This is a genomic window from Rothia sp. HMSC071F11, assembly GCF_001809115.1.
Taxonomy (GTDB): domain Bacteria; phylum Actinomycetota; class Actinomycetes; order Actinomycetales; family Micrococcaceae; genus Rothia; species Rothia dentocariosa.
The window spans coordinates 38,881-64,099 of the sequence record NZ_KV795724.1 but is presented as its reverse complement, the minus strand read 5'-3'; the positions used below and the strand labels follow the sequence as shown (position 1 = coordinate 64,099).

The 25,219-nt window shown below is 50.6% G+C and carries 20 protein-coding genes; 4 read left to right on the top strand and 16 right to left on the bottom strand.

Annotated elements, in window-relative coordinates; translation table 11 throughout:
- The 8 genes from murF to dinB form a co-directional block, all read right to left on the bottom strand.
- Nucleotides 1-1,608 carry a UDP-N-acetylmuramoyl-tripeptide--D-alanyl-D-alanine ligase gene (gene murF, locus HMPREF2554_RS00345; protein WP_004004387.1) on the bottom strand — a complete coding sequence of 536 codons (1,608 nt, stop codon included), beginning with the start codon at nt 1,606-1,608 and terminating at the stop codon, nt 1-3.
- A gap of 9 nt (nt 1,609-1,617) precedes the next feature.
- Nucleotides 1,618-3,336: a Mur ligase family protein gene (locus tag HMPREF2554_RS00340; RefSeq protein ID WP_013398838.1), complete on the bottom strand. Its 1,719-nt coding sequence runs from the start codon at nt 3,334-3,336 to the stop codon at nt 1,618-1,620.
- 127 nt (nt 3,337-3,463) lie between these two features.
- Entirely contained in the window at nt 3,464-5,311 is a 1,848-nt protein-coding gene (locus HMPREF2554_RS00335; RefSeq protein WP_070553572.1) for a peptidoglycan D,D-transpeptidase FtsI family protein, read from the bottom strand.
- 50 nt (nt 5,312-5,361) lie between these two features.
- Nucleotides 5,362-6,339, bottom strand: a complete 978-nt coding sequence (locus HMPREF2554_RS00330; protein WP_115333573.1) for a cell division protein FtsL — start codon at nt 6,337-6,339, stop codon at nt 5,362-5,364.
- A gap of 78 nt (nt 6,340-6,417) precedes the next feature.
- Entirely contained in the window at nt 6,418-7,497 is a 1,080-nt protein-coding gene (gene rsmH / locus HMPREF2554_RS00325) for a 16S rRNA (cytosine(1402)-N(4))-methyltransferase RsmH (protein ID WP_115333574.1), read from the bottom strand.
- Nucleotides 7,498-7,583: 86 nt separating this feature from the next.
- On the bottom strand, nt 7,584-8,015 hold the full coding sequence (gene mraZ, locus HMPREF2554_RS00320; protein WP_004004381.1) for a division/cell wall cluster transcriptional repressor MraZ: 432 nt from the start codon (nt 8,013-8,015) through the stop codon (nt 7,584-7,586).
- 246 nt (nt 8,016-8,261) lie between these two features.
- Nucleotides 8,262-8,681 carry a DUF3040 domain-containing protein gene (locus tag HMPREF2554_RS00315; protein WP_004004380.1) on the bottom strand — a complete coding sequence of 140 codons (420 nt, stop codon included), beginning with the start codon at nt 8,679-8,681 and terminating at the stop codon, nt 8,262-8,264.
- A 256-nt stretch (nt 8,682-8,937) separates the two neighbouring features.
- On the bottom strand, nt 8,938-10,272 hold the full coding sequence (gene dinB / locus HMPREF2554_RS00310) for a DNA polymerase IV (RefSeq protein WP_013398834.1): 1,335 nt from the start codon (nt 10,270-10,272) through the stop codon (nt 8,938-8,940).
- A 168-nt stretch (nt 10,273-10,440) separates the two neighbouring features.
- Here dinB and HMPREF2554_RS00305 point away from each other — a divergent pair, with 168 nt between their 5' ends.
- Nucleotides 10,441-11,583: a polyprenyl synthetase family protein gene (locus tag HMPREF2554_RS00305; RefSeq protein WP_013398833.1), complete on the top strand. Its 1,143-nt coding sequence runs from the start codon at nt 10,441-10,443 to the stop codon at nt 11,581-11,583.
- Nucleotides 11,584-11,692: 109 nt separating this feature from the next.
- On the opposite strand, the gene HMPREF2554_RS00300 is transcribed toward HMPREF2554_RS00305, so the two are convergent.
- On the bottom strand, nt 11,693-12,061 hold the full coding sequence (locus tag HMPREF2554_RS00300; protein WP_013398832.1) for an Rv2175c family DNA-binding protein: 369 nt from the start codon (nt 12,059-12,061) through the stop codon (nt 11,693-11,695).
- A gap of 197 nt (nt 12,062-12,258) precedes the next feature.
- Here HMPREF2554_RS00300 and HMPREF2554_RS00295 point away from each other — a divergent pair, with 197 nt between their 5' ends.
- Entirely contained in the window at nt 12,259-13,923 is a 1,665-nt protein-coding gene (locus tag HMPREF2554_RS00295) for a serine/threonine protein kinase (protein ID WP_013398831.1), read from the top strand.
- Between the two features lie 80 nt (nt 13,924-14,003).
- On the opposite strand, the gene HMPREF2554_RS00290 is transcribed toward HMPREF2554_RS00295, so the two are convergent.
- Together HMPREF2554_RS00290 and HMPREF2554_RS00285 are read right to left on the bottom strand one after the other, a co-directional pair.
- Entirely contained in the window at nt 14,004-15,365 is a 1,362-nt protein-coding gene (locus HMPREF2554_RS00290) for a class II 3-deoxy-7-phosphoheptulonate synthase (RefSeq protein ID WP_013398830.1), read from the bottom strand.
- A gap of 119 nt (nt 15,366-15,484) precedes the next feature.
- On the bottom strand, nt 15,485-16,234 hold the full coding sequence (locus HMPREF2554_RS00285) for a lysophospholipid acyltransferase family protein (RefSeq protein WP_013398829.1): 750 nt from the start codon (nt 16,232-16,234) through the stop codon (nt 15,485-15,487).
- 338 nt (nt 16,235-16,572) lie between these two features.
- Here HMPREF2554_RS00285 and HMPREF2554_RS00280 point away from each other — a divergent pair, with 338 nt between their 5' ends.
- Nucleotides 16,573-17,436 carry an alpha/beta hydrolase gene (locus HMPREF2554_RS00280; RefSeq protein ID WP_070553570.1) on the top strand — a complete coding sequence of 288 codons (864 nt, stop codon included), beginning with the start codon at nt 16,573-16,575 and terminating at the stop codon, nt 17,434-17,436.
- A gap of 28 nt (nt 17,437-17,464) precedes the next feature.
- Nucleotides 17,465-19,570 (top strand): AMP-dependent synthetase/ligase, encoded by a 2,106-nt coding sequence (locus tag HMPREF2554_RS00275; protein WP_070553567.1) that lies wholly within the window; start codon nt 17,465-17,467, stop codon nt 19,568-19,570.
- 75 nt (nt 19,571-19,645) lie between these two features.
- Here HMPREF2554_RS00275 and HMPREF2554_RS00270 read toward each other — a convergent pair whose 3' ends face one another.
- The 5 genes from HMPREF2554_RS00270 to gcvH all read right to left on the bottom strand — a co-directional run bounded on the left by HMPREF2554_RS00270 (nt 19,646) and on the right by gcvH (nt 24,976).
- Entirely contained in the window at nt 19,646-21,082 is a 1,437-nt protein-coding gene (locus HMPREF2554_RS00270; protein WP_070553565.1) for a mycothione reductase, read from the bottom strand.
- Between the two features lie 99 nt (nt 21,083-21,181).
- Nucleotides 21,182-21,994, bottom strand: coding sequence for a ParA family protein (locus HMPREF2554_RS00265; RefSeq protein WP_070523413.1), 813 nt, complete (start codon nt 21,992-21,994; stop codon nt 21,182-21,184).
- Nucleotides 21,995-22,183: 189 nt separating this feature from the next.
- Nucleotides 22,184-22,771: a MerR family transcriptional regulator gene (locus HMPREF2554_RS00260; protein WP_004004369.1), complete on the bottom strand. Its 588-nt coding sequence runs from the start codon at nt 22,769-22,771 to the stop codon at nt 22,184-22,186.
- Nucleotides 22,772-23,359: 588 nt separating this feature from the next.
- A complete protein-coding gene (locus HMPREF2554_RS00255) occupies nt 23,360-24,136 on the bottom strand; it encodes a transcriptional regulator FtsR (RefSeq protein WP_070553562.1) in 777 nt (258 codons plus the stop codon).
- 453 nt (nt 24,137-24,589) lie between these two features.
- Nucleotides 24,590-24,976: a glycine cleavage system protein GcvH gene (gene gcvH, locus HMPREF2554_RS00250; RefSeq protein WP_004004367.1), complete on the bottom strand. Its 387-nt coding sequence runs from the start codon at nt 24,974-24,976 to the stop codon at nt 24,590-24,592.
- Nucleotides 24,977-25,219 lie beyond the last annotated feature (243 nt).

The window sequence follows — 25,219 nt, the reverse complement described above, 5'->3', positions numbered from 1 at the left end:
TTAATGTGTTCCTTCGTGAAGATGGCTACGGTCTAGGGCGGTCGTCGAGGTTTGCGCTGCAGAACTACCAGCTGATACCGTGCTCAGAGCGGCGCCCGTTAAATCCGTCACCTCAACAAAATCGCCAGCACTCAGCCAAGCTGGAGCCTGTTCTTGAGCCTCGCCAAAGGTCTCGGTGCAGAAGGCAACCTCATCGCCCAAAGAACCTAGTTTAGCGCCATTTGAAGATTTAAACAGCACAATATCGCCAGAACGTAACTCTGCACGCAAAATATTTAGTGCTTCTTGCGGTGTCTCTACCCAGGTAGCTTCGTTACCCCATGAACCTTCAAGATGCGCGGCGTTGTAGGCTGGTTTCGCCTCATTCCCAACCGCAATAAGCTTTGATATATTCATGCGTACCACCAGACGACCGAGTCGATCGTGCTCCTCCAAAGAGGCCTCGCCCAGTTCGAGCATGGCCCCCAAAACTGCCCAAGTCCGTCGTGGCTTCGCGCCTCGTCCCAGTTGGGCCAAAGTGCGTAAAGCGGCTGTCATTGACTCGGGATTAGCATTATACGCATCGTTGATAACAGTCACGCCGTCTGCGCGGTCTGTGCGAGCCATCCTCCATTTAGACAGCGCCCCGGTGTTATTGAGGGCATGCGCAATAGCGTCTCCAGGAACACCAGCGTTATAGGCTACCGTAGCAGCCGCCAGAATATTGCATACATGATGCTCACCAATGAGTTTGGAGGAAATCTCATATTCGCTGGCGTCGGGAAGGCGAAGAGTAAATTCCGGACAACCAGCATCATTAGTATGCAGCCCCAAAGCGGCAGTATAGCGTTCGTACTGCGGTTTCTCCCCCACCCCAAAGTAGGTTACCGGCGCACTTGCACGAGCTGACATGCGTGCAACACGCTCATCATCAGCATTGAGGATCAAGGTTCCGCCAGTACGAATACCTTCGGCAAGCTCCCCTTTAGTACGTTCGATGTTGTCGACCCCGCCAAACTCGCCAGCATGTGCGGTGCCAACTTTAAGGATCACACCATGGTCAGGGTGCACAATATTTGCCAGGTATTCGATATTCCCCACATGATCGGCACCCATCTCAATCACAAGGTAGCGAGTACTTTCGTCAGCGCGGAATACAGTCAAAGGTACGCCAACTTCGCCGTTGTACGAACCTACAGGGGCTATAGTTTCGCCCTGAGAACTTAGGATCGCTGCTAATAAATCTTTTGTGGTGGTCTTCCCCGCAGAACCGGTAATACCGATAACCGTAAGATCGCCTAGAGACCGCATCTTTTCAACAGCGTACTGTGCGATCTTACCCATGGCGAGAACCACATCATCAACCTGGATGCTGGGGTACAGAATACCCCGCTCATCTTTAACAGGGCGTTCGACAAGCGCTAAGACAGCACCTTTGTCGAAGGCTCCTGACACGAAGTTGTGTCCGTCGGTCACCTCACCTGGCTTAGCAACAAATAGGGTGCCTGGTATAACCTCACGCGAATCGGTGGTCGCGAAGGTAGCACCTAGCTCGCTCTCACGCCCGGCTAAGCCGAGCGGTGAGCCGCCTGTTGCCGTAATAATTTCGGCGGCGGAAAGCTTAATCATCTATGCTCCTTATGCTTCTTCAAGCATGCGTCGATAATCCGGAAGAATTTCGAAGTCGTTGGAGACAAGCGCTTTCGCGGTCTCCACGCGGTCGTCAAGTTGCACATCGGTACCGGCAACATCCTGTGCCGTTTCATGTCCACGACCGGCGATAAGAATAGCATCTCTCGCATCTGCGAGTTCAATTGCCCGAGCAATCGCCACTTCTCGCGGAGCAAGATTAAGGATTTGGGATGCTCGCGCACCTTCGGCATTAGCTCGTTCAGCCCCGGCAACAACAGCCTCACGAATTGGGGCGGGATCTTCACCGTGCGGATCGTCATCGGTCACAATCACAATATCGGCGTGCTGTGCAGCAATTTCTCCCATTAGGGGACGTTTGAGATGATCGCGTTCGCCTGTTGCCCCGAAAACAATAATGACTCGCCCACCACCTGGTCGGTCCATGGCTTCAAGCGCCCGAGTGAGCCCGTCAGGGTTGTGGGCAAAATCGACAATAGTATGCGGTGCCAGAGAAATCAGCTGCATACGCCCGGGCACTATAGGGGTTAGTGCCGTGCCATCAGCTAGGGCAGGTCGTAGGATAATGCGTTCTTCCTCAGAAGCACCAATATATACCATCAGTGCGGCGAGTGCGGCGTTTGAAACATTGAAATCTGCCGGAAGATGGGTACAACAGGGAATGGTGTCTCCCGCGCCGTTAGCCAGCGTGAAACGATGCCCTAACCCATCACGTTCAACGTTGATTACCGCCCAATCAAGCGGACCGAACTCAGCTGGAACCTCGGCTAGACCCATGCCGTACTCAGTAACAAGCCGAACAGCATTACCTGTCCCCAGCTGAATCTGGGCGTGGCGAAGCATCTTCTCGCCCCACTCGTCATCGGCAGTGATGACAGCGCGCTCAGTCCGCTCGGGTGTAAAAAGCTGTGCTTTAGAATCAAAATAATTCTGCATGGTGCCATGCAAATCTAAATGATCCTGGGTGAGGTTTGTAAACCCAGAGACCTTATAAACTACACCATCCACACGGTGATAGTCGATAGCATGCGAGGAAACTTCCATTGCTGCATGAGACACGCCGCACTCCCCCATAATCGCAAGGAGAGAATGAACGTGAACAGACTCTGGGGTGGTTAGAGCTGAAGGAACGCTCACACCATCAACAAGAATTTGGATAGTACCGATAAGACCGGTCTTAGCCTTGAGAGCAGTTCGGAATACCGACTCCAGCATGTAGGTAGTCGTCGTTTTTCCATTGGTTCCTGTGACAGCGTAGCGATTCAGACCCTTGTAATCTTGTGACCCATAGATCAAAGCGGCGAGTGATCCTATAACAGGACGTAAAGAGTCACAGACCAGCAGGGAGCACCTATCTAAAGAAAGATTTGCCTCCCGAATCATCCGAACGCCTGCAGTATCCGTGAGGATAGCGTGAGCCTGGGCCTCCAGCGCTTTTTGCGCGAATTGTGCACCATGAGCTTTCGCGCCTGGAAGAGCAACATATAGGTCTGCAGGACGAACTGCACGAGAATCCATGCTGATCCCTCGCACATCTTCTTCAGAGCTTTGATGTTCTAGAACAGGATGCGCACCTAAAGCCTCTAGATGCTCCACGAGCTCAGTAACCGTGCTCCCTCGTGGATTCCGAGGTCGCAGACTCTGCACATCGCCTCCCAAGTGCGAGGTGCGACGAGCGTCTTGAGCCAAGCGCGTTTCGCTGTCCATTATCCTTCTTTCCTGACGGTCATACGCATTTCTTGCCGCCGAGATTTTTATTGTTATCGTCCTCGATCAACGCCAAGGTACGTTCCTATTGTAATAAGTTCTACACGGTCGGGTGACCGCATGTGACTTACCCGTTAGATTTTCCATCCGCAAAAATAGGAATTTTTACTGGATCTGTGGTGGATTTAGGCACGTTATACGTATGCAGTACTTTCTCCATAATCTGTGAGAACTGGCTTGTTGCTCCCACACTACGCACATCACCCTGAGGGCGCTGCAGAGTAACGCTTACGAGAAACTGCGGGTTGTCTATAGGCGCAAGACCTATAAAGGATGTGGTGTATCCGTCATATCCGCCTTTATCGCTGGGAGCTTCAGCTGTACCCGTCTTACCGCCGACCCGGTACCCTTCGACAGAGGCTGTTTTCGCATGGCTTTGAAGTACAACATTCTCCATTAGTTCTCGACATTGTTCAGCAGTTTTTTCGCTCACCATCCTGGTGCCGGGTTCCACATCGCGTTTATGCACCGTACCATCGGCATCAATCAAAGCGTCAACGATGCGCGGTTTAAGTTTCACACCGTTATTACCGAGTGCCTGAAAAATCATGGCGGTTTGTAGAGGGGTCTGGGCAATACCCTGCCCGAAGAAAACTGTGTATTCCTGACGACCGTCCCACTCATGCCAATCAGTTACTAGTCCCTGCTGTTCGCCAGTCAGCTCAATACCCGTATAATCCCCCATACCGTATTTTTTGAGCCAGTTATAGCGATCTTCCTTGGGGAGTTTCTGCCCGACAAGTACCGTTCCGGTATTCATTGAATCGGTAATAATACCTGAAAAAGTCCGGCGCTGTGCGGGGTGGTCAAAGGTGTCCGTGAATGTTTGCCCGTTGATCACCAAACGTTCCGGAACATCATACGCCGAGGTAGGGGTCGTAATGCCGCTTTCGATCAAAGCTGATGCAGTCAGAATCTTCTCAGTCGAGCCAGGCTCAACAACCTGGGAAATAGCACGTGGGCTTGTATCCTGCTCGTTCTTAACTTTCTCAGCGCCGGGATCCATCATCGTAGAATCGGCCATTGCCAAAATCGAGGCATCCCGCACATCCATAACGATAACGGTTCCCCATTCCGCTTTGAGCTCGTCCACACGCGCTTTGACAATCTGCTGCGCGAAATACTGGATATCCTGGTTAATGGTCAAACGTACGTTCTTCCCATTTTCTACATCGGTCGCCTCTTCTTTAGTAACAGGAATACGCACACCATCGGCACTAATTTCGTAGGTACGCTGACCGTCCACGCCCGCAAGATCTTTTTCAAAGACGCGCTCAATACCTACAGATAAATTCTTCTTGATCGTCTCGTTCTCGTTACCGGTTGCCTCATCAACAATACGGTAACGACCCACAACAGAGCCGCCCACGGGTCCGTTTGGGTACAGGCGCTCAGAGATGGCTTCCCCATAAAGGAACGGGGCTCCTAGAGCATCAATACGGCGAAATATCTCAGGGGTGACATTTGATTTCACGACGGCATATTTTGAGTCTCCGTCAAGCTTAGACTTGATAAACTCGTCGGTAACCGTAGGGTCAACGGTATGCAGAATGTCGGTTAGCTCATACACCAACTGTTCTGGAGTGATTTCACTCTTAGTATCGCGGTCATTATCGTAGCGCTTATACGAAGCAACAATAGTCTGATCAGCAATGATGTTGTACCGCTGCACGCTTCGAGCAAGCACCACTCCGTTAATATCGAGAATCTGACCTCGAACCGCTGGAACAGTCTGAGAGCGCATGCGTTTCTCACGCGATTTCTCGGCAGTATGCTGTGGATCAAACCCCTGTAGATAGAGAAGCCGTGCACCCACGGCCGCCAAGCCGCCAGTAGCCAAAGCACCCACTACAAACCCGCGACGCCCAAGCTGTTGAGGCTCGGGCGGCACGGGCGCATTCTCATGAAAGCTCAAAGGTGTCCTTTCAAACTCTTAAACAGTTCGTTCCAGTCCCCACCAATATACTATCGTTGAGATGCTGAAGGGTTAGTGGATGCCGAGGGTTTTGCAGACGCCGACGATGAAGCAGACGCACTCGAAGCCGGTTGCTGTTTATCCGCCGATGCAGACGGTGCTGCACTCGGCGTTGCAGATGTCGAAGCGCGACTCCCCTGACTGGGAACGGCGGGGGCATCCACGAGGTTGCGAGCGCCCGGGGCATCATCTTTAGGCTTCGCTACAGGAGTAGCCGTGCCGTTAATCTGCCCGCTGTTGATATCCAAAGTTGCCGGAATATCCGTCGCATGCATACCCAGCGAGCTTGCACGGTTCGCCAAGTTTTGCGGGGCCTGTTGGTACCCAATTTCTTGTTGCAGGGCTTGGTTCTCTTGGGTCAGTGTTTGCTCTTGGGTACGCAAGTCCACAAGGTCGTATTGACGGGTTGCGATCAAGATATTGAGCATCAAGATAAAGACCAAGGTCAACGGGATAGCAACAAATACACCCACCAACGCCACAGGACTCCAGCTTCGCGGACGTACCAGTGACAGGGCAAGCGGTACACGACGAGTCTCCCGAGCCTGGGCTTTTACTCGTGAGCTCTTAGCCGCAATCGAACGAGCTGGGTATGCAGATTTCGCCGGGTATCCGATAGTACGCGGATGCTGAGCACCGCCAGTGCGCGGACCAGCGTATGCGGTTACATGTTCCGACAACCGGTTCTGTGCACGATGAGCAATTCGAGCGTGCGTATCAGAAGTTACAGAAGTACGTGGAACCTGGATTTGAGAAACACGGCTTTTCACGTTTGACGCAGGTTTATTCCGCCCCGGTACACCCCGGCGCGTTGGGTGTTTCTGAGCAGGTTTATGCTCAGGAATAATACGCAAATTAGCGTTCCGAGTTCCCCTGCGCTGAGTGGCAGCGCGGGGCGTCTCCTCTACGCCGGTTACAGTCGGCGCTTCGGGAGTGGTAACGCTCGGAGAGTGTTGCGGAGGGGTCATATCCTACTCTTTCAAGTCTGTATCTGTTGTTATGCCAATTAGGTAGATGTGCCGGGAGAGTTAAGCTGTCTTAGAGATTCAGCTGGATACTTTGATTTTTTCTCCGGCACGCAGTTTAGCGCTTGCTGCACGCGGGTTTTCGGCGATTTCAGCCTCTGTAGGCGGCTCTGCACCGCGGGTAATAACTCTTATCGTCGGCTGATGTTCGTCAAGCTCCACGGGAAAGCCTTTAGGGGCCTTCGACGTAGCAGCCTCGGTCAAAGCACGTTTGACGATTTTGTCTTCAAGGCTGTGATAGCTCATAGCGACAAAACGACCGCCGAGTCTCAGAGCATCCAAAGCCGCAGGAACCGCCCGTTCAAGAGCTTCTAGCTCATGATTAACCTCGATACGCAAAGCCTGGAAAGTTCTCTTAGCCGGATGACCGCCCTTGCGCTGTGCTGCAGCGGGTACAGCCTTCTGAATGGCAGCTACCAGTTCCCCAGTCGTGGTGAAGGGTGTGTGTTTTCGCTGTTCCACAATATGCTGGGCAATACGGGCAGCGAATTTCTCCTCACCCCAGTTTTTGATGATGCGACGCAGCTGATTCTCGCTGTACTCATTGACAACGATGCGGGCAGTTAGCTCATCATCACCGTTCATGCGCATGTCCAAAGGTGCATCATAGGAATACGCGAACCCACGGGAACGCTCGTCCAGCTGCATCGAAGACACGCCTAGATCCAGAAGAACGCCATCTACAGAGGTGACTCCCGCCGCAGACATCGCATCTTCTATATGGTCATATACGGTGTGCACAGGCACGAAGCGATCTCCAAAACGCGCCAGACGTTCGACAGCAATAGCATGTGCCTGTGCGTCACGGTCTATGCCGATAACTGTTAGGTTGGAGAACCTTTCAAGCATTGCTTCTGTATGACCCCCCATACCCAAAGTCCCGTCAATGACAACCGCATCCTGACGCGAAATAGCGGGTTCCAACAGCTCCAGGCAACGATCGAGCATAACCGGAACATGGCGTTCCTGTGCCTGTCGTTGTGAAAGCTGCCCCAAAAGCCCTTCCCGATATCCAGGGTCGCCAGATACAGCATTGGGGGATGTCGAAACATCGTGCGTTGGGGCAACCACGCCGGTAAGTGAGTGAGACTCGGCGATCATGATGCTCCTTCCCATAGCTCTAGCGGTCGTTCACAGCGGATCACAGGTTACGTTTGGGGCAACAAAACTGTGTGGTGACATAGTCATTACAGAATTGGGGCGAAAGGATCTTCGTCCAACGACGCAAATTCTGCTTCTGTCTGTGCCATATATTCTTCCCATGCTTTGGAGTCCCAGATTTCCGCACGGCTTCCTGAACCAATCACAGTCAGCTCTTGCGACAGACCTGCATACTCACGCAGCACAGGCGGGATCGTTACACGTCCCTGCTTATCAGGCACCTCATCAGAAGCTCCCGAAAGGAACATGCGCATAAAGTCACGTGCTTGCCGCCCAGGAAGCGGAGAGCTTCGCATCGTTTCGTGGATACGCTCAAACTCGGCGACAGGAAACACGTATAGGCAGCGTTCCTGACCGCGTGTTAGCACGAGACCAGCTGATAGCTCATCGCGAAATTTCGCTGGCAGGATGATGCGCCCCTTGGTGTCCAGGCGGGGTGTATATGTTCCAAGAAACATGCGGCACCCCTTTCCTGACAAGCGGAATACCCGCGACTCCAATTAGGCATGTCTACCCCTGAAACTATCTTCCCCTCCACTTTACTCCATTTTGCTCCACTATTCCTACCTCATGAGGATTTTTCTCAGAAAGAACACAGCTTTTCCTTAGTTTTAAGCGCCAAAGAGGGCGAGTGGTTTATCAAAAACCACTCGCCCTCTCGGACGTTTCTTTAAACTTATTAGTAAAATTTAAATCATCAAAAGTTAGTTTTCACCACGGTTACGATCGTCCCAACGCTCTTCGAGGCGAGACATGAACTTCGACTGCTTTGTAGATTTTTCAGAAGAACCCGCACCTTCCTGGCGAGCTTGGGTTGCTCCCTGCGCCTTGTCTCCTAAGAACGAATCCACCGGAGTCTTCTTACTTGTTGTCGCCAAATAAACACCACCGGCAGCAATAATAAATCCAATAATGCCCAGCCATATCATCTTTGAGGCAACGGCACCGATAATAATACCCAACCCAGCTAACACGCCTAAAATGCCGAGAGCCATGTGTCGGGCACTAAATACGGGAGCTGTATTACCCGTTGATGACATTGATGACGCAAAATGTGGATCCTCAGCGCTCATCAGTTCTTCGAGCTGGTCGAGAACCTTCTGTTCACGCTCAGAAAGTGCCATTTCATTCTCCTTGAACGAACCGGTGACATGAGTGCTTATTCGTCTATCCTAAACCTACAACACTCCGTTGCTTTTATACTACCCCGCAATCCTTTTTTAAGATACCTACCGCTCGCTCGCGTGAAAATTTTCTTCTCTAACCAAATATGGTCTTTTTTACACTCTTTATGGGAAGATTCACCTCAGGACAGATTTTTCTACCCCAGATCCTTCGATTCCCTCCACTTTTTACTCCCCTATACTCCAGAGCGCTCCCCTAAGAAGTTTTCTGTTTTTCTGGGCTGCTCTTGTGAATATATGAAAGATCAGAAGCACTAGAAACAGCTGCATCAGTAAACTTCTGACGGATACTATCGAGAGCATGTTCCACTGCGCTCCAGTCAGGAGCATTGCGGATTCCACTCCAAGCACCAGGCCTGAATCTATCATCACCCACAGTATCTTCAAGATGTTTAGAACCTGCCTCTAAATCTAACAGTATTGCATCGTCGAAGAGTGGATACTGCACTCCGAGCTCACTACGTTCAAGTTTTTCGGCGCGAACACCAATGAGGCGAATAGCGCGTGTCGCATACTCCTGAGACTGCTCAGCAGAAAAGGCCAAAAGCCCCATCCCGCGCAGTGCAGCATGAGATGCCCGATAAATTTCCATACCTGAGTCGCAAGAAACTGACAACGGCACAGATTTCGTATGAGTCTCAAATCCTTCATACCGAATTTTGAGGCTGAGAGAACCTGCCAGCTTACGTGCACGGCGCAAACGTATACCCACTTTAAACGAAAGCGAGCGCAAAGCATCTGTAATCTCATACCCCGACGTAGTATCAGTCCCGAATGTGTGCTCAGCGCCTATACTTTTCTCTTCACGATAGGGCACAACATCACGGCTATCGAGCCCACGAGATGTAGCCCAAAGGTGCTCTCCAGCAGCTCGTCCGAACCGTGCACGCAGCCAGCTTATGTCGAGTTCGCGTAAACCAGCAATTGTTGTAATACCGTATTTACCGAGGGCTGCAGCACTTTTAGACCCTACACCCCAGAGCTTTGAGACAGGAAGTGGATCTAAAAACTCACGGACTTTTGCGGGAGGAACCACCCATAGCCCGTTAGGTTTACTACCGGTCGAAGCCATCTTGGCAATAAGTTTATTGACGGAAATGCCTGCCGAGCTTGGCAGATGAAATTCCTCCGCAATTCGTGAACGCACACGCTGAGCGATATCTACAGGACTCGTTCCATGGATAACTGCACCCGTGAGATCCACAAAAGCTTCGTCCACGCTTACCTGTTCTACCAACGGGCTTTCTGCACGCAAAATATCCATAACAGCCTGCGAATAATACCTATAGTTACCGCGAAGAGGCATGACCACAGCAGCAGGACATAGAGAAAGAGCTCGTGAAAGGGGCATACCAGAACGAACTCCATATATGCGAGCCTCATACGAGGAAGAACACACCACGGCGCGAGGCCCCTGTGGAGCAACGATGATAGGTGCACCCTGTAATTCGGGGCTCTCCAGAAGCTCCACATTAACGAAAAAAGCGTCCATATCAAGATGCATAACAACGCGCCCCTGCTGCTGGTTCATACCCCTCCTTCCCAATTCACAATATAATAGCATATATATTCTATAATTAGTACTTGTATTCTACATTATAGAAACCTCAGACCTTAGGAAGGTTATAATATTCGCAAATATCGACCGGTGCTTTACTCTAGAGGAGTATTCGCGCGCACTCCCCTAAGGAACACAAACATGGCAGAACAGCCGAAACCTGAAAATCTCAGCGACGGCGTTAAGTCTGAGCAAGAAGCTTACCTACGCGCAGTCGAAGCTACTATGTCAGAATTTTTCGCACAACAACGCACTCTGCTGACCGCTATATCTCACGATGCACTGCCCCTTCTTGAAGCTATCGAGTCGCTCTCTTCCGGGGGGAAACGTCTCCGGGCTCTTCTGAGCTATTGGGGATGGCGAGGTGCTGGAGGAGACTCCATACTCGAAGGGTCGGCTCCTGCCCCTATTATTCGAGCAGGGGCTGCCCTTGAGCTCTTTCAATCAGCGGCTCTTATTCACGACGATATTATCGATCGCTCTGATACACGCCGCGGAAAGCCCTCAGTACATAAAAAGTTTGAAACACAGCACATCCAGAACTCATGGGTGGGCGATACTTTCAACTACGGACTAACCGGTGGAATCATCGCGGGCGATCTGTGCCTTTCGTGGTCGGAACAGATGTTCTCATCCATCGGAGAAGGTGCTTTATCCGGCACCGAAGCGCGAAACATCTTCGATACTATGCGTACCGAAGTTATGGCTGGCCAATACCTTGATGTGCTTTCCGAAGTTATTCCAGCAGAGACTCCTGAGAACGCTCTCGCTCGTGCTCACCGTGTTATTCAATACAAATCCGCAAAGTACTCCTGTGAGCACCCACTCGTCTTAGGAGGGGCTTTAGCACTCACCGCAATCGCGCATCAAGACCACCCGATTCTTGGGAAATATCGTGCTTTCGGACTTCCGCTGGGAGAAGGATTTCAGCTTCGTGATGATGAACTTGGTGTCTTTGGAGAACCTAGCGCCACAGGCAAACCCGCCGGAGATGATATTCGTGAGGGAAAACGCACCGTTCTCATAGCGCTAACAACACAAAATATCTCTGCTGAAGACCGCAGGATGCTTGAAGGCGCCTTAGGGAACCCGGAACTCACGAACCAGCAAATCTCTAAAATCCGAGAGCTTATGATAGGCTCTGGGGCTCTAGAGCATGTCGAAGAGCTTATCGCTCAGAAGTCAGAAGCTGTAGATACTGCTCTTCATGCGCTGCCGGTATCCGAGCCGATACGCTGCGCGCTCAGCGCTATAGCGGCTAAGGCGCTGCACCGTAAAGCTTAGTAGAGAATGGTGATGCGGCGCGTCCAAGCTGTTAGATGCGCCGCATAACTATATATTTTTCGGGTACCGTTGGAACTCGATCTTGATAAAAACTCTTCTTAGTTTTGTTTTACCAGGCAAGCGCCTGTGCGCGACGGCGGATCTCTGTCTTGCGTCCGTCTTTCAAAGCATCAATAGGGCGCCCAGGAAGAGAGTCATCATCCGTGTATAGCCAGACGATTGCTTCTTCATCGCTGAACCCTGAGTCTTTGAGTACGACTAGAGTTCCCTTTAAAGATTCCAAGACGCGGTTCCCGTTCAAAAAGAGTGCGGGGACTTTACGCACGTTGGTTTCGGGATCGCGCAAGGCTATCAAAGACCCGTCAGAAAGAAGATTATGTATGCGAGTGATCTTCAGATCGAGGATCTCAGAGATCTCTGGAATAGTGACCCACTCGCCTACAAGGGCAAAGGTCTGAGCAATATTTTCGTTAGTCACCCTTTAAGAGTGCCAGAGAGCCTAATCAATTACCACTTATTCCGTGCCGCAAGCTGGTGTGTTGCAAGTAGCGTGCTCATCTAGCCTACGACTAAATCATAGGTATACACCTTTCCTGAAAATCTGCTGAGGGTTAGGTTCCGACATGACAAATAGGGTCGCATCATTCAAATGCATCGCCTAAAATTTTTATCACTATGAGTCATACTCCACAGCCTAATTCCGGTTCCTCTGTGCCCGGTCCTGCTCCCCAAACGAATCATAAGCAGCCGCTGCGGTTAACCGGTCAAGTGCTCGAAAAGCACTACCTCATGGGACGAATGATAGCCCGCGGAGGCATGAGTGAAGTCTATTACGCTTCTGACTTGTGGTCGAATAATCCCGTAGCTATTAAAGTGCTTACACCCGAACTTGCCGAACAAGCGGAGAACAGGCAAAAATTCCATCGTGAGGAAAGCTCTCTGCGTAAAATTGGCGGGGGTCACACAGTAGGTGTGTTGTCTTCAGGTACCGAGTATCTTCAGGGGCAGCGCATTATGTATATCGCTTTGGAGTACGTTTATGGGTGTACGCTCAGCCAGCTCCTTCGCTCTCGCCAAGCGCTGTCTATGGGGGAAGGTCTTGAAATTTTGCTTCCCGTTGTTGAAGGGCTTTCAGAGGTGCATGCGCATCGGTATGTTCACCTCGATATGAAGCCGGGGAATATTCTTTTAGATACTCAGCGGCGCATTAAGTTAGCAGATTTTGGTCTTACACGCCGCAACGACCAATATGACTCTGGGGTTCTTATGGGTACCCCCGCCTATGTGGCGCCTGAAATTTTAGACCCGCAAGGACGTGTTGGTGCTCCAGCGGATATTTTTGCGCTGGGCGTTATGATGTACCGTATTTTCTCCGGTCGTTTACCGTTTACCGGTTTACACAACGATCAACAGGTTCTCTACCACAACGCCAACATTGAGATGCCTCCAATTACGGAAGTAGCTCCGGGAATCGACCCCGATATAGCGGGGATTATCAGGTGGTGCACACGTAAACAAGCGGATGCACGCCCCGAGGACGCCACGGAACTTTTCACTGCTTTATCCGAGATAGCCCAGCGGATGACTCCTAAAGATCGTGCATGGCGTTCCCCGCATCTTGAACCTCCCGAGCTTGCACTTTGGGATGAGGTGGGTGATATTGCTGAGCGCAGCGGCATGGCGCAAATGGTGCGTGATACTCCTATTAGCGCGTACGGCAGCGCGGTAGATTTGATTCTCGACGTAGATGCAGAGAATTCAGTAATTGACGATTTCGGTGTCCCTCTCTCCCCTGCTGTCCATGAACAAGGGCATATCGGTATTGGTCCAGAACCACATGGTCCCGACGAGAGCCTAATATCTCCCCCATCTTCAACCCCTAGTGCACCAGCGAATCTCCATAACGCGCTACAACCAGAGCCATCGCCAGTACCACGATCAGAATCACCTTCCACTCAGCACGTTCCTCAGCAAGAAAAGTCTATGTCCAAAGAGCAGCTAGATGATGAATCGTTCTCTGCCTATGCAGATCCGCAACGAATATATGATCGCCGGAATTCAAGTGTTCCTGTCCAAGCAAACCAGGAGCAAAATTCCTCTCTAGACTCTGAACAAAGCTGGATTTCTCAAACGCAGGAGCGCGAACGTCGGCACATTCTTGATCCTCGATTCCCTACCGAGTCTCTTGCCGAGCCACCTTCAGCTACAGCGTGGAGCCTCGCCGCATTAGTGGTGGTCGTTCTCTTTATGGCGGCTGGTTTTACGGGCTGGATGCTCGCCACATCAGTGCTGCAGGCCGCCTGGTGGCAAGATTTTTCCAGGCTTTTCGGCGGATTATAGAGTAATCCCATATGCGAAGGTCGCATAGAAACTCTGTAAAGTTCTATGCGACCTTCAGCATAAAGCTAAAACTAGATTGCTTATCGGTTCCTGAGATACTCGGATACCAAGAACGCGATTTCAAGCGACTGCGAGTGATTCAGCCGGGGATCGCAAAGAGATTCATAACGATCAGCTAGGGCTTCTTCATCAATAGCGTCTGAGCCACCTAGGCATTCAGTAACGTCATCCCCGGTCATCTCAACGTGAATACCGCCAGGGAATGAGCCGAGAGCATCATGTACCTCGAAGAAACCGCGAACTTCATCGAGTACATCGTCAAAACGGCGGGTCTTATAGCCGGAAGGAACGGAAATTGTGTTACCGTGCATAGGATCGGTTACCCAGATAACCTGTGCACCAGCAGCTTGTACCCCTGCGACGATAGGAGGCAGCTTCTCTCGAATATTCTTAGCCCCCATACGGGTAATAAAAGTGAGGCGACCGGGTTCACGATTCGGGTCAAGTTTATCGATAAGGGCCAGTGCATCTTCGGCGGTGGTTGTGGGACCGAGTTTTACGCCGATGGGGTTACGCACTTTAGAGAGGAAATCCACGTGCGCATCATCAATCCCACGAGTTCGCTCACCAATCCACAAGAAATGGGCTGAGGTGTCATAGGGCAAGTCGGTTCGTGAATCGATGCGGGTGAGGGACCTTTCATAGTCAAGGACTAAAGCCTCATGCCCCACATACATATCGGTAGTTTTGAGCGCATCAAAATCAACTCCACAGGCTTCCATGAATTTGAGGGCGCGGCCGATTTCATCAGCTGTTTGTTCGTATCGCTCATGCGCTGGGTTTGAAGTAAACCCGCGGTTCCATTGATGTACCGCGCGTAGATCTGCAAAGCCACCTTTTGTAAAAGCACGCACAAGGTTAAGGGTGGCGGAACTGGTGTGGTAGCCGCGCAGCATACGTTTAGGATCATGCTCACGAGCTTCAGGCGTGAACTCAAAACCGTTGACGGTTTCGCCCCGGAAGGAAGGCAAAGTAACATCGCCACGTGTTTCCGTATCCGAGGAACGTGGCTTTGAGAACTGGCCAGCCATACGACCCATCTTCACCACAGGCATCGAAGCGCCGTAGGTAAGAACCGCCGCCATCTGGAGAAGAGTTTTGATGCGACCAGAGATTTTGTAGGCTGTGGCACCTTCAAAAGTTTCGGCACAGTCACCGCCCTGTAGCAAGAACGCACGTCCTTCGGCTACTTCCGCCAGCTGTTCGCGCATAGAATCTACCTCACCAGCAAAAACTAGCGGGGGCAGAGAGCTCAGCTCGGCAACAGTTGCGTCAAAATCAGCGTGATTTGCCCATGTAGGCTGCTGATCTATATGCAGATTCCGCCAGGTATCCAACCCGTAATCTGCGCCAAGCTGGTGGTTATGGTTCGCGTTGCTCATGGGTGTGTACTCCAGAATTTCTGTATGGTTCAGCACGCTGACGCGGCGTTACAAGGATAAAGATTATTGTACCTTCCTAAAATGCCGTATCTGAGCATATGGCGCAGTCTTAGATAAGTTTATGGGCACTCTGCACACAGACGGTTTACAGCCTGTTCGGCGGTTAAGCTGTCGGACGCCATGAGTTTTTTCACCGCATCCGCGTACACATCAACATATTCTTGCCCGCTAAGCTCACGAATAGCTACACCTACACGATCCGCAATCTCACGTTGTACGGAGAAAAGATGCGCTTCGTGACTTCTGCTGGAGAAATCTAGCGGCTTTCCAAAAATTGTACGAATCGTTATCTTTTGTCCGCGATTGTGCAGGTGCGGCCTGTTTGTTCCCAGCGGCTGCACCAGGTCCGTACCAATCTGCCCTACTGGTACGACGGAAACTCCAGATTCAAGGGCTAATCTTGCTACTCCAACTTTGGGACGGTAGCCACGCCCGTCAGGACTGCGGGTGCCTTCGGGATAGATCCCCAGTATGCCGCCTGATTCTAGCACCCGAAGGCCTCTGGCAAGAGATTCTTGACTTTTGACCCCACCGGAACGATCCATGGGAAGCTGACCCATGCTTGTAAAAAATTTAGCCATAGCGCGACCTTTGACACCGGATGTTGTGAAGTAATCACTTTTCGCCAAGAAATTAATAGGGCGATCGAGCGCAAGAGGTATAAAAACTGAATCGCAAAATGCTAGGTGGTTACTTGCAATAATGACCGGTCCCTGGGGTATGTTCTCAAGCCCGATAATCTCATGCCGATAGAGACTATGCAGAATGGGCGTACTAAGAAATTTGAGGGTGCTGTAGGCGAGGGTCATAGCTCTTCCGTCATAAAACAATAAATGCGGGATAGGCACGCGTACCCGTATATGACGGATGTGGTTAGCGAGCACATATCACGAGAGGAGGGCAACAATGCGAAACCTCTACGTGATTAGATTGTAACGGTTTTAGCAGTACCGTGCCGAAATCCCCTCTTTCCCGACGCCGAGGTGACTTTTGTCTGATAGTTATCTGTGAATATTATCGTTTTCGCGCTCTTAGCGTAGCTCAGACGGTGTTATCCCAGAGCTGTAGGTAATAATTGACCACGAACCTATTCAACTCTTGAACGGTTCCAAGTCTCAAAGTGAGAGTGTACTGTTGAAAGGATGCCATGAGTATTTTCGAGAATGCAGGTGAACCGTTTCGCCGCATCCGCCGTCAGGCACGTCAGCGTCGTGAGCTTGCCATCCAGCCCTCAACAATGCGTGTGCAAAACTCTTTAGAGTCGGAGTTCAACCACGATCCTATTTCCCATCCGGCTGACCGTGAACTCTATGAGGGTGATGTTGGCATTCTCATCATTCATGGCTTCACAGGATCCCCGCACAGTATGCGACCTATAGCAGATCACTTTATTAAGCTCGGCTACCCTGTTGAGATGCCTCGTCTTGCTGGGCATGGCACACATTGGCGAGACATGGTGGCGACCGAGTATAAAGAGTGGGTTGATGGTGTCGAAGAAGGATATTGGAAACTCCTCAATGCAGGCTATCGGGTTATCGTAATCGGTATTTCTATGGGCGGGTGCATTGCTGCCAATTTAGCGGCTCGGCATGATGTTCTAGGCATGGTGCTCATTAACCCCTATTTTGTGGATGTAAACCCCATGATGAAAGTGGCACACCGAGTTGCCCCTATATTTCCTTCGCTCAAATCTGTGGGATCTGACATTGCCCGTCCTGGAGTTGATGAAGGTGCATATCCGCGAACTCCTACCGTTTCTGTACGGCAGCTTCACCTTTTGGGCCGAGAGACTCGTGAGCTGATACCCTTGCTACGAGCTCCGGTGCTTTATCTGCGTTCCCTTCATGATCATGTTGTCTCAGATAGTTCGCACCGCTATTTTCTGGAACACTGCTCAGCACCGGTAAACTTTAAATGGTTGACTCACAGTTACCATGTGCCGACTCTAGACTACGACGCGGAACTTGTTTTATCCGTGATACAAGATTTTGTCGTTGACTGTGAAGCATAATCCAAGCTACAGCGTTGAAAGGCCTTGTATGCAAATTGTCTCCGTACCCGCAGAAGCTATGGTAGATCCAGCGTTGAATCTCACCAGTATTGTGGAACGCCATGCCTCCGACACCTCAAATCCCGTGCTGTATCGGTGGCAGATGTCGCCTGGCAATTGGCAGAACATTCACGCACATCAGTTTCATGACATGGTGGTTTCCGTAGCCAAGGGACTCATTGCGCATGGTGTTAAACCTGGTGATCGCATAGGTATTATGAGCCGCACCCGCTTTGAGTGGGCTTTAATAGATTTTGCTATCTGGTATGCCGGAGCCATATCGGTACCTATCTACGAGACGAACGCACCCGCACAAGTTGCCTGGGCCTTATCGCATTCTGAGGCACAAGCAATTTTTGTGGAGAACGATAAACTGGTTCAGATTACTGATAAGGCGCATAAATTTCACCCGCTCAATATTAAAAATCGTTGGGTTATTGAAAATGGAGATCTGGATACACTCATCACGGCAGGTCTAGATGTCTCCGATGCCGAACTTGAAGCGGCCCGCACACATGCCCATGCCGATTCGCTTGCAACCATCGTCTACACGTCTGGAACAACAGGTAAGCCTAAAGGATGTGCGCTCACGCACGGAAACTTTCTTAATTTGAGTCTTAACACGCGCATCGCGGAGCCGGAGATCGCTAATCCGCGTAGTTCTTCCCTTATTTTCTTACCTTTAGCGCATGTTCTGGCAAGGTTTATTCAGGTTCTTGCTTTGGATTCCGGGGTTGTTGTTGGGCACTCCCCTACCATCAAAAATCTTGCGGCTGATCTGGATAGCTTTAAGCCCACCATGTTGCTGGTGGTACCGCGTGTCTTTGAAAAGATTTATGAGGGAGCATTAGCAAAGGCGGCGCGAGGCGGTACCTTAAACAAAAATCTTTTTAAGCGATCAGTTAACGCCGCTATCGCTTGGTCTGAGGCTAAAGTTTCTGGGAGGCTTCCTCTCAAGTTAGCGGCGCAATATGCACTCTACGATAAGCTAGTTTATGCGAAATTGCGTGCCGCTATGGGCGGCAAATTACGTTACGCGGTTTGTGGAGGCGGGCCTCTCTCCCCACGGTTGAATCATTTCTACCATGCGGTAGGAGTCCGAGTGGTTGAGGGTTATGGTCTCACGGAAACGTGTGCGCCGATTGCTGCCGGGCGCATCAGCAATTTTCAAATCGGGGCTATTGGTCCGCTTCTGCCAGGTTCTCAAGGCCGTCTTGCCGAAGATGGCGAGCTTGAACTGCGTGGAATCGGCGTGATGAAGGAATACTACAAAAATCCCGCTGAAAATGCCCAGTCTTTCACTGACGATGGATGGTTCAAGAGCGGTGATCTAGCCCGTTTCGATGATCAAGGGCTCCTCAAAATTGTGGGGCGCAAAAAAGAAATCATCGTGACGGCCGGGGGCAAGAATGTTATTCCGGGCACTGCGGAGAACCATCTACGAACTTCTCCCTTGGTATCTCAGGCTATGCTCGTGGGAGATCAGAAACCCTTTATTGCGGCTTTAGTTACTCTCGATCCCGATACTCTCCCCGATCAGCTTGAACATTTGGGGCTTCCGCGTTCCCTTTCCATGCCGGAGGCCGCCGTGCATCCTGCCGTGCGTGCCGCGATCCAGCGCATTATTGACGAGGCTAATCAACTGGTATCTCGCGCAGAAGCTATTCGCGAATTCCGCATTATGGGTAAGGATTTGACGGAGGCGGACGGCTATTTAACACCTTCTCAAAAGCTCAAACGGGCTAAGATTCTGCAGGATTTTTCTGCTTATGTGGATGACATCTATAGCCGTGTTTCGGAAAGCGCTAATAATAAACTCGAACGTCTGCAAAGCTACGCCGAGCAAGCTTCTGATAGGCTCCAAGAGTTCAAAACAGAGAAGACAGAAAAACTTCATGATCTAAAGGTCGAAGCGACTGAACGCCTTGAAGAGTTTAAAGGACAAGCGGCGGAAAAGTTATCTCAGTATCAGCCAGTCCGAGCCACATCTTCAGATGAAGAGCGTACATACCCTGATGGTAAAGAGCACGTGCGCGGAGATTTAGAAAACAACAAAAAGCTTCATGAATCTCTTCGGAAGAATCGTAGCTCTTGAACGCGAAAAGAGGCTAAAAGCTGTGGAGGCTCTCACCAATCTTGGTGAGAGCCTCCACAGTTTTATATATGAAAACTAGTTATCTACATCTAGCCCAAGAAGAGCATTTTCTATAACTTCAGTCAAAGCAGGGTGAATCCAATACTGACCACGGGCCATGTCTTTCACACCCAATCCGAAGCTCATGGCTTGAATAAGCGGCTGAATCAGTACTGAGGCTTCTTCCCCTACAAGGTGGGCGCCTAAGAGCTGTCCTGTGTCCTTACGGGCAATAAGTTTCGCCAGTCCCACGGAATCTTCCATAGCCCATCCATAAGCGGTATCGCCGTAGTTCTGGCTCTTCACTGTAACTTTGAAGCCCTCACGCTCTCCCAGCTTCCGAGCGTTCTCTTCCGAGAGCCCTACAGTTGCTATCTGCGGATTACTGAAAACCGCAGCAGGGACAAAACGATGATCGCTGGCAACGAAGCTATCGGGATGGCTAAGGTTATGTTGAACGGTCCGTGCCTCATGGTTTGCCACATGCTTGAGTTGGAACGGCGAGGAGACATCACCTAGCGCGAATACTCCAGGTACGGGAGAACCGTTATACAGTACGCGCTGGTATTTATCGGTTCCAATAAACCCGCGGCTATCGACGTCAAAGAAACTGGATGCCTTAAGAGTATCGCTATTGGAACGACGACCAGTTGCGGCAAGTACGGCATCCGCAACAATCTCCTCTACCTCACCATCGTGTTCAACTACGACGGTAACGGTTCCATCGCCGTTCTCGCGAATCTCAACAAGAGAGCGTTCCAGGAGAATGTTCCACTGGTGAGATGCGGCTTCCACGAACCGGTCTACAACTTCTTTATCTACCTCACGGAGAATACGGTTAGAACGAACAACTTGATAAACCTGTGCCCCCAAAGCAGAGAATACATGCGAAAACTCGGCGGCGACAACCCCGCCGCCAAGCACCACAAGACGTTGAGGGAACTCTTCCAAACGCATAATCGTGTCGTTTGTATGAACCTGTGGTAAGTCAATACCGGGAACCGCAGGAAGAACCGCCCGCGAACCCGCAGCAATTACAACCTGGCGACCATAAAGTTTCTGCCCGGACTCTGTCTGCACTGTATGAGCATCAACAAAATGAGCGTATTCGGGGTAGTAATCCACATTAGGTAGACTAGCGCGCCAGTCACGCCCACCAGAAGAAATCTTATCGATGCGCTGAGGGAAAATACGGTCGCGTATCTGTGCCCAGTTAATTGCAGTAATTTCAGCCTCAATGCCTAACTTATTGAGCTCACGTGCTTTCTGCGCAGTAGTTGCAGGGTACACAAACATTTTCGTGGGGATGCACCCAACGTTCAGGCACGTTCCGCCGAAAGTACCGCCGTCTATAAGCGCTACTTTCTTGTTATCCCATTCCGGTCCTATCAGGGTGTTCCCCGATCCTGAGCCGATGACGATAAGGTCGTACTGTGCTACGCCATCAATAATTTCGAGCTCTTTGATACTCATAGTCCCTCACCTGCAATAAAGATTACTGAGTCTTAATACGTACGTTACAACGCTATACCCCGGGTTTTATTCCGGGGACAGGACATCCGTCTCTAGGCTCTACAGTGCTGCCATGAGTCCGGCAAGCAGACGTGTAAATCGTATGGAGGGTTCCACAGCTTCTTCGTCGGGCCAGAAGTGAATCGGATGTGCTGCCCCAAGAGCACGCTGAATAACAGCTTCCTCGTTGAACGTAGGCTCAGCAACAAGCTGCCCGAAGAGTGCCTTCAATTCTTCGTACCGATAGCTGTGCTCGGGATCGTCGGCACGTAATTTATTCACGACAACGGCAGCAGCCTCAACAGAACTATTCTCGTCCTTCTGGAACCTAACAATCGCACGGAGGGTACGCTCAGTACCCGCCACAGAGAAAAGTGAAGGCTCCGCAATCGAAAGCACCCGCTGACTTGCGCCCCATCCAGTTGCTGTAAGGGTCCCTAAAAACGGTGGGCAGTCGATGAGGACTAGGTCGTATGTGCTCCCAGTATTTTCGATAAGGTTCTGCAACCGTTCAATGAAGGGCGCGGGCTCTTTCGTATCGAGAAGGGCCGAACGCGCCGAACCACGAGCTACATGAATTTCGCCGCCCTCTATAGGATTGCTCGTAAGCAGCGTAGGTGTACCCACCAGGTTATTCCAAGCTGACGGGCTCACAAGGCGGGTGAGCGCATCGGTGTCATGGGTAAGCAGGATAGAGGCAATGTCCGGGCACCCACCTTCTGCGGCAAGTCCGGTACTAGCATCCCCGTGGGGATCGAGATCTATGACAAGGGTTTTGAGCCCACCGTGCAACGCTGCTGATGCAAGACCTAACACAATGGAGGTCTTACCCACGCCACCTTTGAGGCTACTAACACTGACAATTCTAGGCATGGCGCTCCGAAGTTATAAGTTCAACAATTGAATGAGTGCACTCTTATTTTATCGAAATTACTTGCGTTCGATAACTCTCGATCGCAAGTTTTCCCAATAATCTTTACACTCGTGTATATCACGCATATGTGGTGCCACAGCGTATGTCTTTAAAACCACTCTACTAGAGTATTGAGGTTTTAGTGCACGTCAGGCTTTACGGGCGCGGCGTGCGGCAAGTTCGTCTTCCGCGTCCGATACCGTCTGCATCTCTTCACTAGGTTGCCCATTCAGATTCGCTTCGATCTCACGCCAGACTCGTCCAATAGCAATTCCGAAGACACCTTGGCCAGCCTGTACGAGATCAATAACTTCGCTCGGCGACGTACACTCATAAACGGTGGTTCCATCGCTCATCAGGGTGATTCCTGCAAGATCCTCGATCCCCCGAGTATGAAGATGGTCAATAGAGGTACGAATCTGTTGTAAAGATACTCCGGTATCGAGAAGGCGCTTAACGATCTTGAGAACCAATACATCGCGGAAACTATAGAGCCGTTGAGTCCCAGACCCTGAGGCGGAGCGCACAGTAGGCACCACAAGCTCCGTACGAGCCCAGTAGTCAAGCTGCCGATAGCTAATCCCGGCAGCTTTCCTGGCAACAGACCCGCGGTACCCTAAGTTCTCGTCGACGATTGATACAGGATCTTTAAAAAGAACCCCCTGTTCACCACGCGGAGGTGGTGCCATCGGAAGAAGAACTTCAAACCCTTCTAACTGCTCGGCTGTACCATGCATATCATGGTAAGCCTCAGAAGAACGAGATCCAGTTTTTGAGGTATTCCCTGGTGTGGTCTTGTCACCGACGCTATATCGCGCCATTGGCAATACCTCCTTCTTATCCGATGTCCGTAGCCGAACGGGTTACTTCTGTTTGTTATCCTACCTTGTTACCCGTTCAAATGCACGGAAATACCGGGCACTAAGCTCCAGCAGTTTTTACACGTTTAGAGAGCAAATACATTACGGGATAAAAAGAGGAACCGCGCCTTCTGAAAGCTACGGCAGCCTTTATAGTTTAACCTATCTCTCCCTTTAGCATAAAACTTGCACATCTTCAGGGTGGGAGTTGAGCTTTAGTAGATTATTCTCCGCCCATACAATGTCTGAGCGCGCCTAGAATACGGTCATAGAAACAGGTAAACCCCACTCATATTGAGTACTATATCCGCAACAAGCCTTAAAAAATGGATGCGCAAAAGCGATCAAACTTTCACGCATCCAACACTGAGATTGAGTGATATTTTTCTTGGCAGGACTGACTCCTGCTCCATCTACGGAGGCAGAAGCCAGCGCAAGCTTCTAACTACATGCGTACAGAAAGCCCTAGTTATACGTCGGCATTGCAGACTCTACAAGGGTTGCATGCAACTGCAGACAAAGTTTGCGAATCTTATCGGCTCGCTCTTGGGCCTGTGTCTGAGAAGCTGCATCACGGCGCGAAGCTAAAGGAGCCACCGCGATCTCAACAAGAGAGATTTCACGGTCTGCTGCAGATTTGAAAGCTCTCAGATGACGGGGCTGAATACCATGCCCCATAAGCTCGGCGCTAGCACGGGCGATCAGCACATCATATTCAGTGTATTTTGCGTCTGCTTCGTCATCCAGAAGTCCGAAGTCAATAAGCTCACGAATAAGCTCAGCAGAAGCACCCGAGTACTCTGCAAGCTCACGGATACTGTATGTACGCCCTTCCGCAACGTTGGTGGATCCCAAAACCTGGTCCAACATCTCGTCCGAAACGGGTGCAGGTACAGAGTTAATGGCGCGACCAGCCTCAAGATCGTCAAGATGCTGACGAATAACCTTGAGCGGCATATAGTAGTCGCGCTGCATCGTCAAGATATACCGCAGGCGCTCGATGTCGGTTTGGGAGTACTTTCGATATCCAGTATCGGTACGTTTAGGATGCACCAAACCACGCTCCTCTAAGAAACGAATCTTAGAGGCGCTGATCCCCGGAAAATCAAGGTCTAGCTGGCTCAAAACCTGTCCTATAGTGCGGCTCTTGATATCTCGGGGGTCACGACTATCTTTGCCACGTTCAGCGCTCTCTACTAGAGCCTCTGCCCGAGCGAGATTGTCATCAATGCGGGAGTTCATAGTATTCCTTTTGAGAAATTGTGCTCGTCAAAGTTACGCCGATGCGCAGACCGCCTCGGCGTGCTGCATAGTACCTAATCGGCTTCTTCGCAGACGGCGTTACTTGTTCTTTTGTATTGTGAGTGAGTGAGGTTCAGATAATTTATCACAAAATGATAAACACTGAACCTTTGAGTCAATCTTATAGTGTTCCGTCTCAGATTTCCATTAGAAAACCGCCGAATAACGGCATTTTCGATGCCGAAAGATTATAAAACTTTAACCATCAAGTAGTAAAACAATACCAATTCATCCAAAAACCCTTATTTTTCCACGCGACACATAAGTATAGGTATTGATAAATTTTTAGAATTATTTGTATTTATTTTTCGTCACATTTTACAAAATTATCCGGTGATTACCGTCTTTTTGACGGTAATCACCGGATATATATCTACGCCTAGGTACCAGTAATTAGTCCAACTCAGCCTGATAGGCCTCCGCTGAAAGAAGCTTTGCCACATCATCAGCATTTTCAGGACGAAGTTCGATAAGCCAGCCCTCGCCGTAAGGATCGGAGTTCACCTGTGCGGGGTCATCAGCCAGCGCCTCATTGACGGCGACAACCTCACCAGCAACTGGTGACAGAAGATCGGATACGGACTTCGTGGACTCAATCTCGCCAAAGCTACCCTCAGCATCGAGGGAGTCACCGACAGAGGGCAGGTCTACATAAACCACGTCACCCAGCGCATCCTGCGCGTGATCGGTAATACCGACGCGAACAGTACCTTCAGCCGAAAGGGGGGAAACCCACTCATGATCAGATGTGTACAGAAGTTCTGCGGGAACGTTGCTCATAGCAGCGATTTCCTTTCAGTGTGTTCTTGCTACGCACGGTTCTGTGCGAACCTCTCACGGTGTGGGATACGAGAGGCAATACACAAATTATCTCATAGATACGTAATGTTGAGCACGTTTTTTCCGAATCGTGTCATGGGTTCTTAGAAGCAATTTCTATAAGGTTGAAAACGTACCTCATTAAAACTTCACACTCTGAAAACCAGACGGAATATAGTGAGATGCCTCGCCTCTACGCATAGC

Excerpts from the sequence above, each read along its gene's own strand:
- murF (WP_004004387.1), bottom strand. The coding sequence starts at position 1,608 with ATGATTAAGCTTTCCGCCGCCGAAATTATTACGGCAACAGGCGGCTCA.
- HMPREF2554_RS00295 (WP_013398831.1), top strand. The coding sequence starts at position 12,259 with ATGAGTCATACTCCACAGCCTAATTCCGGTTCCTCTGTGCCCGGTCCT.
- HMPREF2554_RS00330 (WP_115333573.1), bottom strand. The coding sequence starts at position 6,339 with ATGACCCCTCCGCAACACTCTCCGAGCGTTACCACTCCCGAAGCGCCG.
- HMPREF2554_RS00260 (WP_004004369.1), bottom strand. The coding sequence starts at position 22,771 with ATGCATGGTACAGCCGAGCAGTTAGAAGGGTTTGAAGTTCTTCTTCCG.
- HMPREF2554_RS00280 (WP_070553570.1), top strand. The coding sequence starts at position 16,573 with ATGAGTATTTTCGAGAATGCAGGTGAACCGTTTCGCCGCATCCGCCGT.
- HMPREF2554_RS00305 (WP_013398833.1), top strand. The coding sequence starts at position 10,441 with ATGGCAGAACAGCCGAAACCTGAAAATCTCAGCGACGGCGTTAAGTCT.
- HMPREF2554_RS00255 (WP_070553562.1), bottom strand. The coding sequence starts at position 24,136 with ATGAACTCCCGCATTGATGACAATCTCGCTCGGGCAGAGGCTCTAGTA.
- HMPREF2554_RS00275 (WP_070553567.1), top strand. The coding sequence starts at position 17,465 with ATGCAAATTGTCTCCGTACCCGCAGAAGCTATGGTAGATCCAGCGTTG.
- HMPREF2554_RS00270 (WP_070553565.1), bottom strand. The coding sequence starts at position 21,082 with ATGAGTATCAAAGAGCTCGAAATTATTGATGGCGTAGCACAGTACGAC.
- mraZ (WP_004004381.1), bottom strand. The coding sequence starts at position 8,015 with ATGTTTCTTGGAACATATACACCCCGCCTGGACACCAAGGGGCGCATC.
- HMPREF2554_RS00285 (WP_013398829.1), bottom strand. The coding sequence starts at position 16,234 with ATGACCCTCGCCTACAGCACCCTCAAATTTCTTAGTACGCCCATTCTG.
- HMPREF2554_RS00315 (WP_004004380.1), bottom strand. The coding sequence starts at position 8,681 with ATGGCACTTTCTGAGCGTGAACAGAAGGTTCTCGACCAGCTCGAAGAA.
- HMPREF2554_RS00290 (WP_013398830.1), bottom strand. The coding sequence starts at position 15,365 with ATGAGCAACGCGAACCATAACCACCAGCTTGGCGCAGATTACGGGTTG.
- dinB (WP_013398834.1), bottom strand. The coding sequence starts at position 10,272 with ATGAACCAGCAGCAGGGGCGCGTTGTTATGCATCTTGATATGGACGCT.
- gcvH (WP_004004367.1), bottom strand. The coding sequence starts at position 24,976 with ATGAGCAACGTTCCCGCAGAACTTCTGTACACATCTGATCATGAGTGG.
- rsmH (WP_115333574.1), bottom strand. The coding sequence starts at position 7,497 with ATGATCGCCGAGTCTCACTCACTTACCGGCGTGGTTGCCCCAACGCAC.
- HMPREF2554_RS00340 (WP_013398838.1), bottom strand. The coding sequence starts at position 3,336 with ATGGACAGCGAAACGCGCTTGGCTCAAGACGCTCGTCGCACCTCGCAC.
- HMPREF2554_RS00265 (WP_070523413.1), bottom strand. The coding sequence starts at position 21,994 with ATGCCTAGAATTGTCAGTGTTAGTAGCCTCAAAGGTGGCGTGGGTAAG.